Raw genomic sequence first — 13,901 nt, forward strand, 5'->3', positions numbered from 1 at the left:
ACTTACCTATATTATAAAGGCATTTCGTCGAATAAATTCCATCAATCGAGGATGGTAGTAAAAGGATTATATATTTGTAGTCCAAATCTTACATTACTATCAACCTATGAATGTCAATTCGCAAACCTACCACAGTTTTACCATACTCCTTGTATGCTGTGCCATAATGTGGGGTGTGCAGATTGTAAGTGCCCAAACTGTGGATCAGCGTTTAAAGATAACAGCTGGTACCAATATTACTAGTTTAAATAATTTCAAGTCCACTTTAAAATACGAATATGAAGCCAACACAGTGCTTTTGCACAAATTGGCAGAAAAAAATAATTGGAAATTAACGGATACTTTGGCCAATGGTCAAAAAGTTGCCTTACAGGAAATAGGTGATGACGGCAGTCCATTATATTATGAGACTTTTGCAGACGAGGCAGGTCTAGTATCTAGGGCTACCACATTGAATACGAACGGTCTTTTAGGATTAAATCTGGACGGAGAAAATTTAGAAGTAGGTGTTTGGGACTCTGGTATAGCCTTAAGCGATCATGTGGAATATACATCAAGAATGCATGTTGGGGATGAAGGTGCTGAGGTTGATAAACATGCTACCCTTGTCACAGGAAGTATTATCTCAACAGGTATTAAAAGGGAAGCAAAAGGGGTTGCCAATAAGGCAAAGGTGATAAGCCATGATTGGAGCAGGGATAAAATTGAGGTTGCCGAAGCAGCGGCCAATGGTATGTTATTGTCCAATCATTCCTATGGAATAATGGCGGATCGGGTACCGGATTGGTATTTTGGAGCCTATACCAAAGTTGCACAGGATTGGGACAAGATCATGTTCAATGCTCCTTATTATTTAATGGTTTCAGCAGCTGGAAACGCCCAAAAAAGTAATGATAATGCTTCACCATTATTTGGTCGGGACAATGATGGCTATGATGTATTGTTGGGTTTTACCTTAGCCAAAAATGGTATTACCGTTGCAGGAGCAAATTCAGAAATAGACAAACATGGCAACTTGAAAAAAGCCAGTGTATCCGCATATAGTAGTTTTGGTCCCGTGGATGATGGTAGAATAAAGCCTGATCTTGCCGGTAACGGTTCTTCTATTCTTTCAACGGATTCCTATAGTACTACTAGTTATAATTTATCCTCAGGAACTTCTATGGCCACACCTGGCGTTACCGGATCTTTGTTACTGTTACAACAGTATCACGAAGAGCTGTATGGTTCCTATATGCGTGCAGCTACTTTAAAAGGATTGGCATTACATACAGCCGATGATGTTGACGCGCCAGGGCCGGATTATAGAATGGGCTGGGGTGTCATGAACGCTAAAAAAGCTGCGGAGCTTTTATTCAATAAAGATTATAATAGTTATATAACAGAAGAAACATTAGCGAACAATACCGTTTTTTCAATGGAAATACAGGCAATGGAAGGGGAGACCCTTAGCGCTTCTATCTCTTGGACTGATATGGCCTCAACTTTTGTCAACAAAGGAGAGCTGAACAATACCATGAAAGCCCTTGTCAATGATTTGGACATTAAAATTACCAAGGATGGAAAAACGTTTTTACCGTGGAAACTTAATCCGGGTGAAGCTAGCAGTAATGCTACCAATGGCGATAATGCTGTGGACCCATTTGAACGAATAGATATTCCTAACGCCCGTGGTAATTATACCATTACCATTACCCATAAAGGAAAACTGCAAAATGAATTTCAGGAATTTTCCTTAATTCTTAGTGGTGTTCAAATGAATGCTTGTAGTGTGGAGGCACCACAGGAAATTGAAATTGACACCGTAGATGAGGCTCGTTTAAATTTGACATGGGAGCAGAATAATGATGCCCTATACGAAGTGCAGTATAGAGAAACAAACCAACAAGAATGGATTACAGAATATGTAAATGAAAATAGTTTTGCTTGGGAAGGATTGAATTTGGAGCACACCTATACCTTAAGAATTAGATCGTTCTGTTCACAAAATGTTGCTTCTGAATTTGGTTATGCCATGACATTCACCTTTAAAGGGGCAGAAACCGTTTTGGAAAGCTTCAATACATTGAACATTGCACCAGAGCTTTCATTCAATGTATTTCCTAACCCTGCTTTTAATGCAATTCAATTAAATTTAAACACTACCGATACTACTATGTATAGGATTGTTAGTACCAGTGGTGTAGAATTAAAAATGGGCAAGGTTCCCAATTCTAGGATAGACGTATCCGATCTACCACCGGGTTTATATGTTTTGCAGGTTCAGGATTTTGGACTTAAAAAAAGTGCCAAATTCTATAAGTATTAATTTATTTAATTCGTCTGGATTGTGTTGTAAACGATAATCCTTGTTGACCAACGGTAGAATTCATTACCCCTTCAAATAAAGGTTCCGGGCATTCTTTTGGCGCATGCCATTCAAATATAAAATTTGAGCCTGTACCACCTTCAACATCCATCTCATCAATAATGATTTCTACGGTTTCCAAAGGAGCCAAATATATAGGATGGTTAAAGTAATTTCTCAACGAAGTACCATGGGTGTCAAAATACTCGGCTTTTGTCAAGTATATGGTGTCAATATCGCTGGTATTACGTAAACTTACCATAGCGGTTAAATTATGGGTCTTGTGTTCAGAACTGCTATAAATTTGGGAGTAAATGGACAAGTATGATTTTCCATGCTCTAAAGAATCCATAGCATTTATGGTTGCCTTTCTCTTTGTCCAGTTTTCAGGATTTATAGAGCTTATTTCCTTTTCTTGCACACAACTTGCTACTAAGACAATTACTGAGAATAATAAGATGCATTTTTTCATAAATAGGACTCTTTTAAAACAATGATGGTATAAACAAAATTACGTCATTCGTCATGTTTTTATATCGTTGGTTGCTTTTTTTAACTCTAAACTATTAATTGGCTACTTTCTTTACTTCGTTATCTTTTAAAATTGCTTGATTTCTTAGTCGTAGATAAACTTGGGCAGTGGTCAGTACATCTAATTCACAATAGGTAATTATACGTTTTAAATCGTTTTGTTGATAATAGACCCCACGTACCATACTGCCATCAATATCTTCTTTTGGTGAAGGTATGCCCAGTACATGAGCCATTAATTTCAATGACGTATAATGTTTGTAATCTCCAAACTTCCAAAGTTCCATGGTGTCTAAATGTGGAATTTCCCATGGCTTTTTTCCAAATAGGTCTAGTTTTTCCGGTAACGCTATTCCGTGAATAATCATTCTACGGGCAATATAGGGGAAATCGAATTCCTTACCGTTATGGGCGCACAAAACATGCTTAGCGTGATTAAAATGTTCGTCCAATAAATTTTTGAAGTCTTGCAGTAATTTATTTTCTTCTCCGTGAAATGTAGTAATCCTAAAATTTCTTGTATCGCCTTGAAATGTAAAATAGCCAACGGAAATACAGATGATTTTACCAAATTCCGCCCAAATACCGGCGCGTTCGTAAAATTCCTCTGGGGTTATTTCGTCTTTTCTTTGGTACTGGGATTTATGGGCCCAAAGTTCTTTGGTAATGTCATCTAGCTGATCAAATGAACTTTTTTCAGGTACGGTCTCAATATCCAGAAATAGTATATTGTCTAAAGATATCTTGCTTTGCATGTTTTTAAATTACACTAATAGAGCAATTTAAGATACCACTTTATTATAAAATCAGAAAACGGACAGCGTGAAGTCAAATAAAATTAAAGGTGGATAATTTTGTTAAATTATTTCTCCAGTCTTTAAGTTCAGAACAAACTTTGTTGTTTATGTGGACTTTCATGTTCCAAAAGCCATTTTTTCCTATGTAGGCCCCCAGCATATCCCGTAAGCGCTCCATCACTACCAATGACCCTATGGCAAGGCACTACGATCCATAACGGATTTCTACCATTGGCAGAGCCTACCGCTCTTATTGCCTTGGTATCACCTAAAAGTTTTGAAAGTTGGAGATAGGACACTGTTCTGCCATATGGAATTTTTTCAAGCGCTGACCATACCTTTCTTTGAAATTCCGTACCCTGCGGATTAAGTTTCAAGGAAAATTTCGTGCGGGTACCTTCAAAATATTCATTTAATTGGTATACGGCATCCTCCAAGGTTTCAGGAATAATATCTGTAAGAGGTTCTTCTGAATTTAGGATTACGATAGAGGATATCCCTTCTACATCACCTATAATCTTGGCAATGCCCAAAGGTGTAGATATGTATGCGGTATCCTCCATTAAATGCTATTTTTTATCGGGGCTCTCTGCAGGTTTTTCTATAACGCCAGATTCCTTGGCCCTTACCTCCCAATTCTTACGGGCCAAAGCCTGTAAATCTGCTATGTTATCGCTCTCATCCATAATTTCAAGCCCCAATAGGGTCTCAATGAGATCTTCCATGGTCACCAGTCCGCTTACCGATCCATATTCATCTACTACTAAGGCAATGGCTTCCCGTTTTTGGATAAGGGTCTCAAACAAAGTAGGTATAGGGGTACTTCTACGGGTGACCAAGATTTCACGTTTTATTTCCTTTAATGGTATATCACCATTTTGATTGATCATTTCCTCCAAAATATTATCCTTGAGGACAAAGCCGGTAATGTTGTCCATCTTTTCTGTGTAGACCGGAATCCGTGAAAAACGAAGTTTTGGATTATCCTTGAAAAAATCTGCTATGGATTTTTCATCGGAAGCAATTTTCATAACCGCTCTGGGGGTCATAATGTCTTTCACGAGAATATCCTCAAAACGCAACAAGTTTTTTATAATCGTAGATTCCGATTTTTCAAAAACACCTTCCTTATGGGCCATATCTGTCATGGCATGGAAATCTTCCCTACTTAAAACACTACCATGATGTTTGCCGCCGCCAACCATTTTGGTAAATAATCTTAAAAGCCATAGCAGGCCAGTGTATTGTAGACCTATAACCATGATTTTTAGGGTCTTTGCAGAAAAATTGGCCAATTGTTTCCAATAGGTTGCACCTATAGTTTTAGGAATAATTTCCGATGCTACTAATATAAGTATGGTCATAATGGTAGATACCACCCCTACCATGAGGTCCTCCGTGAACTCTACTCCAAAAATTGATCTGCTTTGGTCGCCATATAAATCTGCATACGCCGCTTTGGCCTGTACACCTACCAAAATGGCACCTACCGTATGTGCTATGGTATTTATGGTGAGTATGGCAATTAAAGGTTGATCTACATCTTTCTTTAATTGCTCCAAAGTTTTTGCATAGGTCTTTCCTTCTTTGAGCTTTACGTTAATGAACGTTGGTGTTATACTCAATAGTACCGCTTCTAGAATTGAACATAGAAAGGAAAAGAAAATTGAAATTAATGCGTAGAATATTAATAGTCCCATACGGTTGTTTTAAACATCTAATATATCAATAAATATGCTAAGGTGTGCGCTGTAAAACGTTATCAAATGCCTTATAAAATACTTGCTGTACGGCAGGTCTAATATTTAGGTCATAAATATTCCTGTTTTCCCTAGTTGGGTATACCCTATTGGATAAAAATATATAAATCAGTTCATGCTCAGGATCCGCCCATACAAACGTACCCGTAAAGCCGCTATGGCCAAAACTACCTTGGCCTACTTCTGGTGCCGGATAAGCATTTTGAAGGGTAAAATCCTCATTGTTTAAATAAGGTTTGTCAAAGCCGAGGCCACGCCTATTTCCATTTTCGGGATATTGTACCTTAATAAATTCATTAACCGTATTTTCCGAGATATATCTTTTTCCTGCATAGATTCCTTTTTGAAGAAAAAGCTGCATAATGATCGCCAAATCATCTGCGGTGCCAAAAAGTCCCGCATTACCGGAAATGCCACCTAATAACGATGCATTTTCATCATGTACCCAACCCTTGGTCAGTGTATGCCTATATAGGGTATCAATTTCAGTGGGAACAATATTGTTGGAAAAATTTTTGTTCTTTGGCAAAAAACCAAACGTATGCATACCAAGGGGGCCATAAAATTCTGTTTGTAGGTAATCATTGTACGATTTACCCGTAAGTTGTTCGATCAACTCTGGAAATAGTAAAAATGCCAGACCGGAATAGGTATAAATTTTTTCTTCCGATACCTTTGAGCGGTTGATCATACGATACATCTTCCTATTAAAATTATTCCTTACATAAATATGTTCATATGCTTTGTTTTGGAATTTTATTTTAGGGGAATTTCTTAAAAACCTCTTTTTAAACTTACCGTTATTTTTTAATGTGGTGTTTAAAAATACAATGTACGGTTGAAGGCCTGCCTGATGCGCCAGAATCTCCCTTAGGGTAATGTGTCGTTTGTCTTTTCTTCGTTTCCAAGGTTTCCAATAATTACTGAACGGCTGGTCCAAGTTCAATTTACCATCATCTACCAATTTCATAATTGCCGGCAAGGGTCCTAAAATTTTGGTGACGGATGCTAAATCATAGAGGTCATCTACTTGAACAGGTTGAACGCTATCATAAGTATGATGTCCATATGTTTTATGAAAAATAATATTACCATTTTTGGCCACAAGAACTTGGGCGCCAGGAAACGATTGGTTTTTTATACCATTTGTTATAATGCTATCTACTTGATTATGAATGTATAAAGAGTCTAATTTATAATGCACCAAAGATGATTGTTGTAAGGTGGATGAGGCCGGTAATCTTAATAGCGTAGACAATGAATCTTGGGCAACAAGGGTCTGAAAAAATAAACTTATCAGTATTATAATTGTATTTTTCATTGTTTTATCTAATACTTACCCTAAAATGCGTATTGCATCTTTGGCAAAATAGCTTGCAATAATATTGGCTCCAGCTCTTTTAATGGCGGTTAATTGTTCCATAACCACAGCATCATGATTTAGCCAACCTTTTTCTGCAGCGGCTTTTACCATGGCATATTCACCGGAAACTTGGTAAACCGCAACGGGAACATCAACCTCATTTTTAATTTCACGAACAATATCCAAATAGCACAATCCTGGTTTCACCATAACAATATCTGCACCTTCGTCAATATCTAGCTGAGTTTCGCGAATAGCTTCAAATCGATTCGCATAATCCATTTGATATGAACTTTTGTCTTTGGGTACATTTTTAATATCAACTGGTGCGGAATCCAAAGCATCTCTAAACGGACCGTAAAAGGAACTGGCATACTTAGCACTGTACGCCATAATACCGGTATTTAAAAAACCTTCGTCTTCCAAGGCTTCACGAATACTTATTATACGGCCATCCATCATATCGCTAGGTGCAACAAGATCGGCACCCGCTTTGGCGTGCGATACACTCATTTCCGCAAGGACCTCTACACTTTCATCGTTCAAAATTTGACCATCTGTTACAATTCCGTCATGGCCATATGAAGAATAAGGATCTAAGGCAACATCCGTCATCACCAACATTTCAGGACAGGCATCTTTTACCGTTTTAATGGCCAATTGCATTAATCCGTTTTCATTTAAGGCCTCAGAACCTTTGTTATCCTTTAAGCTATCAGGAACTTTAACAAATAACAACACCGAATGTAAACCCATTTTCCAAAGTTCTTTTACCTCTTTGGTCAAATTATCTAAACTGAGTCGGTAATAATTGGGCATAGAAGGTATTTCTTCCTTAATATCTTTCCCCTCCACTACAAATAACGGTACTAAAAAATCGCTAGGTAAAATAATGGTTTCACGAACCAAGCTGCGTATAGCTTCTGAACTTCTTAATCTTCTGGGGCGTATAAGTGGGTACATAATTCTAATTTTTGTTTCCTTTATTTTTTAGATTCTTGACTTTTTTTAATGATGCTCTTTAACCGTTCTTTTCTTAGCGCAGCTTCCTTCTTCAATTTGTTCTTCTTTCTATCCATGAGCTTCGCATGCTTTGCTTTGTTCAATGTGTTTTTGGCCTTGCCTTTTTTTGCCATATTCGAATATTTATATTCAAACGCTCAAACGCTTTAAAGCCTTAGTTGCTATGCCATAAAACGTGCATCTCTTGAAGTTTTACAAAAATAGGGGAATTTGAAGAATAGCTACAGTGGTTATTACTTATTTTTATGGGCTTAGCAGCTAAATTAATGTTGATATACCTGAGTGTAACCTACCAATAAAAATTACGTGGTATAGGCAAAGTATAATTTTTTGAGATGCTTTTCAGGAATATTAAATTTTATAAAGCCTATACTTCTATTTCACCTACCAAATAACAAACCCCGTTACCGGATATTTTTACTCGGTCTCCATGATATTCGCATTGTATATCGCCGCCACGCTCAGACAATTGTTTGGCGGTCAAAAATGTCTTGTTTAATTTTTTGGACCAATACGGAGTTAAGGTGGTATGTGCAGATCCGGTAACCGGGTCTTCCGGTATACCGCATTGCGGAGCAAAAAAGCGTGATACAAAATCTACTTCGTTACCTTTTGCAGCTATAATGACACCTCTACAATCCAACTGGTTCAACAAATGAAAATTAGGTTGCATGGCTACTATTTCCTCTTGGGTTTCATAAATAAGCATATAATCGGTTTTGCCTTTAAAAATTTCTAACGGCTTTTTTCCAATTGCTTTTGTAATATGTGGTTGTTCTGAAACAGCTGTTAAATCATCGGTAGGGAAGTCCATTGTTAATAGTCCCGAGTCGTTTTTTTGCACCAATAATTCTCCACTTCTTGGAGAAATAAACCGTAGAGTATTTTCTTTGAAACCATAGTAATTATATAGGACAAAGGCTGTTGCCAATGTGGCATGACCGCAAAGATCAACTTCAACTTCTGGGGTAAACCAGCGTAGCTCATAATGATCATCCTTGGCAACGGCAAAAGCAGTTTCGGCTAAATTATTTTCAGCAGCTATCTTTTGCATCACCTGATTATTCAGCCATTGTTCAAGAATGCAAACCGCTGCCGGATTACCGCCATATAATGCTGTGGTAAATGCATCGATCTGGTATATTTTCTGTTTCATGTCTATGTGCTAATCCCAACCAAATTTACGATTTATCTCATTGGCTTTATCAATCCATTTTTTAGGTGCATCAAACCTATATCCAACGTAGAATTCCAAAAAACTGATGGAATCGTCCAGAATTAAATTTTCTACGGAAGAATGGGTCAATAACTGTGTATTCATAGTTACCCCGGTAAAGAATGATGTGCTGTTATAACCTCCTGAGAGCCTGAATATCAGTTGGGCAAGTCCGGTTAACGAAGTTTCGCCAGCAGACTTGGATAGATTAAAACCCAAACCACCAATTCCGCCAGCCGAGACTATATAATTTTCATTGAAAACCCAATTATAGTAATATCCTGGCCCAACCGCAAATTTGAATGAATGTTCTAATTGATTATCCAACAAAGGATCTTCCAGTTTAAATTTTGTATAGTAATAACTAGCGCCTGGAATAAAGCTTCCGGCGCTTTCAGTTTGCCATTCATTTTGAAAACCAATGGCCCGAAAGGAAAAGTCCGAATTAAAAATATAATTTGTACTTCCTCCGATCTTTAAGGTCTTAAGATCGTCTACGGGCAAGGTAATATCCTGTGTGCGGACGAAAAAACCTTTTTGCTTATAAAAATCTATGGTCTGCATGACGTGATCAAAAAACATTCTGGCATTTAGCGTAATTAATTTTGAATCGCCATTATCCTTGTTCTCGGATAAAAAATTGGGAGCATAGCCTAAGTCTAGTTCTAGCGCCCGAAATGACACGGACAAGCCTAAATAGCTTTTGTCATTGGGAATAAACTCTGTTTTGTTCCTGGTTATCTTATCCCTTAGAATAAAACTATTGGACGTGGTCTGTAAATTTACCCTAGTTGTAATTTTGTCCGGGAAGGATAAAATTTTGGAACTGGTTTGGCTTAATAATAGTTGGGAAAAAAGAAGTATGCCTATTGTCGATACAAACTTTAAATCCATTCCTTAGGCTGCTTTAATATAGTTATTAACCGTTCTTCTTCACTATTTTTTTCTGGTTGGTGATCATAGCGCCATTGTACATGTGGTGGCAAGCTCATTAAGATGCTTTCTATACGCCCATTGGTTCTTAGTCCGAATAACGTACCCTTATCATGTACTAGATTAAATTCAACATATCTACCGCGTCTAATTTCTTGCCAATCTCTTTGATGCTGGCTGTATTCAAGGTCTTTACGTTTTATGACAATTGGTATATAACTGTTTAAAAAGCTGTCTCCGACCTCGGTGACAAAATCGTACCAGTTTTGCATGTCCATATCCTCTCTGGCCTTGCAATAATCAAAAAATAGTCCGCCAATTCCTCTTGCCTCATTTCTATGGGTGTTCCAAAAATACTCATCGCACCTTTTTTTATAGGTATCATAAAATGTTGGCTGATGTTTGTCGCATGCAGTTTTGCAGACTTCATGAAAATGTTTGGCATCTTCATCAAAAAGATAATACGGAGTCAAATCCTGACCACCACCAAACCATTGATCTACAATTTCACCTTGCTCATTATACAGTTCAAAATAACGCCAATTGGCATGAACGGTTGGTACCATAGGATTTTTTGGGTGCAATACCAAGCTTAATCCACATGCGAAGAAATTACCTTCCTTCACTTTAAAATATGCTTTCATGCTATCGGGCAATTCCCCATGAACGCCAGAAATATTTACGCCTCCTTTTTCAAACACTGCTCCATTTTCTATAACACGGGTTCTACCGCCACCACCTTCCGGGCGTTTCCAGATATCTTCTTGAAAAGTAGCTTTACCGTCTACCTCTTCTAATTTGGCGGTTATCGTATCTTGAAGTTGTTGTATGTATGCGTAAAATTTATATTTCATGTTCTAAAACGTAAAGTTCCATATCTAACGGTTTTTCGTTAGGTGGGGTAAAGGATTTTTTTAAGGTTTCTTTCCAAAGATAGCCACATTTTTCTGCGACCCTAATGCTGCCGATATTCGTTTTGTGTGCAATAATCCGTAGTGTATGTATATTCGGTAATTGTAGCGCCCATTTAGAAATGGTTTTCACGGCGGTACTGGTATACCCTTTATTGGTTTGGGTATAATCTATGCAATAGGCTAATTCTGCTTCTTTTTTAGCAAGATCAATAGCTTTTACATACACCAGCCCTATTATTTTACGGTTTTGAGGCTCTTTTAGGGTGAATAGATATTCCTCGTTTTTAATAAACTCGCTGACTTTCTTTTCAACAAAGAGCTTGGATAAGGTCGGATTTAAATTTGACGCAAGCGTACTGGGGAAAAATCTGCTTAAGTGATTTTCATTTGCACAGCAAAAATCGCATAATCGCCACCCATCTCGCTCAGATATAGGGTTAATTTCGAAAAAAGGAAATGTAAAGTTACCCATGCTTAATTTAAAGGTTATATTGCCAAATCCTCTTCGGATACAACATTGTATTTGTTCTTACTTTTTTTATACCATAGTGCTAATCCAAAAGTCAAAACTCCTAAGCGACCTATAAACATTAATATAGATAGGATAATTTTACCATAATTGTCCAAGTCTCCTGTAATCCCTGTACTTAGACCTACGGTACCCAATGCAGAAGCTACCTCAAAAAGTATATTCTCAAATTTAAAATTGTTAGTATAGCATACCAGCAGTGTACCCAATACTAATAGAAGTGTATAAAAAATGAAAGTGGATATGGCAATATGTAAGCGTTCACCAGGAATTTTCCTATGCATAAAAGTAACGGTTTTTTTGCCTTGCAAACCACTTTTCATTATTGCTAGAACGGCGGTCAATGTGGTAATCTTGATTCCACCAGCAGTACCGGAAGGAGATGCACCAACATACATTAAAAAAATTATAACCATGAGTAAGGCTTGAGAAAATAGGCCAATATCTACCGTGTTAAATCCTACTGTGGTCATAGCACTCATTGCTTGGAAGAATGATGCCATTAAACGTTCATTTTCATTTATAATGGAGAGCGAAGGCTCTGTAAAATACAGGAGTACCGTTCCCATTGCCAATAAAATTATGAAACCAAAGAAGATAATTTTGGTGGTAAAGCTCAATTGGTGCGATTTATTTTTTATCCATAAAAAGATGTCGGTAACAACAATGAATCCCATAGAACCACAAATGGCAAGCATACTGGTTGTGAAATTAATAAGTCCGTTGTCAAGATATGAGGTAAAACCATTAGGGTCTAGACTAAAACCAGCAGTGCAAAAAGCACTGATACTGTGAAAAATTGATGACCATACTGCATTCCAAAAACTTAACCCTGCACCTTTAAAGGCAACAAAATACAGTATTGCTCCAATAGTTTCCATGACCATTGTAAAAATTGCGACAGATTTTATGAAATCCCTTATATGTAAAGTATTGGGCAATGTAAATTCTGTCTTTAGAATTTTTTGATGCCAATGCGTCATTTTTCTAGTGGTGGACAATATTACAAAGGTGGTAAATGTCAAGTAGCCAATACCTCCCAACTGGAATAAAACCATTATGACCAACTGCCCTAAAAAAGTATATGATTCGGTTAAAGGTACAGTAAGCAATCCTGTGGTTGAAACGGCAGAAGCTGCCGTAAACAGATTATCTACCCAACTAATCGGTGTTTTTTGTAAAAGGGGTATGCACAGTAATATAAACCCAAAAGTAATATAGGTAAAGAACCCATAAAACAAAGTTTGTTGTGGTGTTAAGCCTAATTTAAATTTCTTGTAGGTTTTTCCAATATTTTTGAAATACCCCATACGGTACGTATTAGCCTACTTTATATTCTTTTACGGCGTCAATGAAGGCTTTTGCGTTTTCTACTGGAACATTGGGTAAAATACCGTGCCCTAAATTAACTACATAGCTGTCCTTACCAAATTCGTTGATCATTTGGTGAACCATTTTCTTGATTTCTGCCGGTGGAGAAAGCAATCGGGCAGGATCAAAATTTCCTTGAAGGGTAATTTTGCCACCACTTAAATAACGTGCATTTCTTGCCGAGCAGGTCCAGTCCACACCCAATGCGGATGCACCTGATTTTGCCATATCGCCCAAAGCGAACCAACATCCCTTACCAAATACAATGACCGGAGCCTCTTCTTTTAAAGCATCTATAATCTGCTGAATGTATTGCCAAGAAAATTCTTGATAATCCGTTGGTGATAACATGCCTCCCCAAGAATCGAATACCTGTACTGCATTAACACCTGCGGCTACTTTAGCCTTTAAATAGGCAATGGTGGTATCGGTAATTTTTTGAAGCAATTCATGTGCAACAACGGGCTGTGTAAAACACAATTCTTTAGCCTTATCGAACGTTTTACTGCCTTGACCTTGTACGCAATAGCATAAAATAGTCCAAGGAGAACCTGCAAAACCGATCAAGGGAACTTCATCGTTCAGTTTCTCCTTGGTAGCTTTTATAGCTTCTATCACGTACCCTAAGGTTTCGTGAACATCTGGTACTATAACCCTATCCAGATCTTTCCGGTTACGAATAGGATTCGGTAAATACGGACCAAAATTCGGTTTCATCTCCACATGAATGTTCATGGCCTGTGGTATGACTAAAATGTCACTAAAAAGAATAGCGGCATCCATGCCATATCTACGAATAGGTTGTACCGTTATTTCAGATGCCAATTCAGGGGTCTGACATCTTGTGAAGAAATCATATTTTTCCTTGATTGCCATAAACTCAGGTAAATATCTACCTGCTTGGCGCATCATCCACACTGGTGGTCTTTCTACAGTCTCACCTTTTAATGCTTTTAGAAATAAGTCGTTTTTTAAGCTCATATTCTTTTAATAGCTTTTAGCTGCTAGCCTTTGGCTTTTAGCTATTTTTTATTTTACAAATTAGACCATGGATCATTTTAGATTTTTTTTGAATTAATTCAGAAATTGACCTCAAGTCTCTTATTCTATTGCAACT

At 37.5% G+C, this 13,901-nt stretch carries 14 protein-coding genes; 1 reads left to right on the forward strand and 13 read right to left on the reverse strand.

Going from position 1 to position 13,901, the window contains the following annotated elements; translation table 11 throughout:
- Positions 1 to 106: 106 nt before the first annotated feature.
- Positions 107 to 2,308 carry a S8 family serine peptidase gene (locus tag CHB68_RS00645; RefSeq protein ID WP_089258558.1) on the forward strand — a complete coding sequence of 734 codons (2,202 nt, stop codon included), beginning with the start codon at positions 107 to 109 and terminating at the stop codon, positions 2,306 to 2,308.
- Position 2,309: 1 nt separating this feature from the next.
- On the opposite strand, the gene CHB68_RS00650 is transcribed toward CHB68_RS00645, so the two are convergent.
- The 13 genes from CHB68_RS00650 to hemE all read right to left on the reverse strand — a co-directional run bounded on the left by CHB68_RS00650 (position 2,310) and on the right by hemE (position 13,765).
- Entirely contained in the window at positions 2,310 to 2,819 is a 510-nt protein-coding gene (locus CHB68_RS00650) for a DUF3124 domain-containing protein (RefSeq protein WP_089258560.1), read from the reverse strand.
- Positions 2,820 to 2,913: 94 nt separating this feature from the next.
- Positions 2,914 to 3,633 carry a 3'-5' exonuclease gene (locus tag CHB68_RS00655; RefSeq protein WP_089258562.1) on the reverse strand — a complete coding sequence of 240 codons (720 nt, stop codon included), beginning with the start codon at positions 3,631 to 3,633 and terminating at the stop codon, positions 2,914 to 2,916.
- A 128-nt stretch (positions 3,634 to 3,761) separates the two neighbouring features.
- Positions 3,762 to 4,238, reverse strand: coding sequence for a methylated-DNA--[protein]-cysteine S-methyltransferase (locus CHB68_RS00660; protein WP_089258564.1), 477 nt, complete (start codon positions 4,236 to 4,238; stop codon positions 3,762 to 3,764).
- A 6-nt stretch (positions 4,239 to 4,244) separates the two neighbouring features.
- Entirely contained in the window at positions 4,245 to 5,375 is a 1,131-nt protein-coding gene (locus CHB68_RS00665; protein WP_089258566.1) for a CNNM domain-containing protein, read from the reverse strand.
- A gap of 37 nt (positions 5,376 to 5,412) precedes the next feature.
- Complete coding sequence (locus CHB68_RS00670; protein ID WP_089258568.1) at positions 5,413 to 6,756, reverse strand: serine hydrolase domain-containing protein; 1,344 nt, start codon at positions 6,754 to 6,756, stop codon at positions 5,413 to 5,415.
- 15 nt (positions 6,757 to 6,771) lie between these two features.
- Positions 6,772 to 7,761, reverse strand: coding sequence for a porphobilinogen synthase (hemB, locus tag CHB68_RS00675; RefSeq protein WP_089258570.1), 990 nt, complete (start codon positions 7,759 to 7,761; stop codon positions 6,772 to 6,774).
- A gap of 20 nt (positions 7,762 to 7,781) precedes the next feature.
- The gene (locus CHB68_RS18485) at positions 7,782 to 7,934 is read right to left on the reverse strand and encodes a hypothetical protein (RefSeq protein ID WP_167342549.1); all 153 of its coding nucleotides are present in this window, start codon (positions 7,932 to 7,934) and stop codon (positions 7,782 to 7,784) included.
- Between the two features lie 254 nt (positions 7,935 to 8,188).
- Complete coding sequence (locus CHB68_RS00680) at positions 8,189 to 8,977, reverse strand: PhzF family phenazine biosynthesis protein (protein ID WP_089258572.1); 789 nt, start codon at positions 8,975 to 8,977, stop codon at positions 8,189 to 8,191.
- A gap of 9 nt (positions 8,978 to 8,986) precedes the next feature.
- Positions 8,987 to 9,931 (reverse strand): DUF4421 family protein, encoded by a 945-nt coding sequence (locus CHB68_RS00685; protein WP_089258574.1) that lies wholly within the window; start codon positions 9,929 to 9,931, stop codon positions 8,987 to 8,989.
- Positions 9,922 to 10,824, reverse strand: a complete 903-nt coding sequence (gene hemF, locus CHB68_RS00690) for an oxygen-dependent coproporphyrinogen oxidase (RefSeq protein ID WP_089258576.1) — start codon at positions 10,822 to 10,824, stop codon at positions 9,922 to 9,924. The genes CHB68_RS00685 and hemF overlap by 10 nt, the downstream gene beginning before the upstream one ends.
- Positions 10,814 to 11,356 (reverse strand): GNAT family N-acetyltransferase, encoded by a 543-nt coding sequence (locus tag CHB68_RS00695; protein WP_089258578.1) that lies wholly within the window; start codon positions 11,354 to 11,356, stop codon positions 10,814 to 10,816. The genes hemF and CHB68_RS00695 overlap by 11 nt, the downstream gene beginning before the upstream one ends.
- A gap of 14 nt (positions 11,357 to 11,370) precedes the next feature.
- Complete coding sequence (locus CHB68_RS00700; RefSeq protein ID WP_089258580.1) at positions 11,371 to 12,723, reverse strand: TrkH family potassium uptake protein; 1,353 nt, start codon at positions 12,721 to 12,723, stop codon at positions 11,371 to 11,373.
- Positions 12,724 to 12,733: 10 nt separating this feature from the next.
- A complete protein-coding gene (gene hemE / locus CHB68_RS00705) occupies positions 12,734 to 13,765 on the reverse strand; it encodes a uroporphyrinogen decarboxylase (RefSeq protein ID WP_089258582.1) in 1,032 nt (343 codons plus the stop codon).
- Positions 13,766 to 13,901 lie beyond the last annotated feature (136 nt).

The sequence above is a fragment of the Maribacter sedimenticola genome, assembly GCF_900188415.1.
In the GTDB taxonomy this organism is placed as follows: domain Bacteria; phylum Bacteroidota; class Bacteroidia; order Flavobacteriales; family Flavobacteriaceae; genus Maribacter; species Maribacter sedimenticola.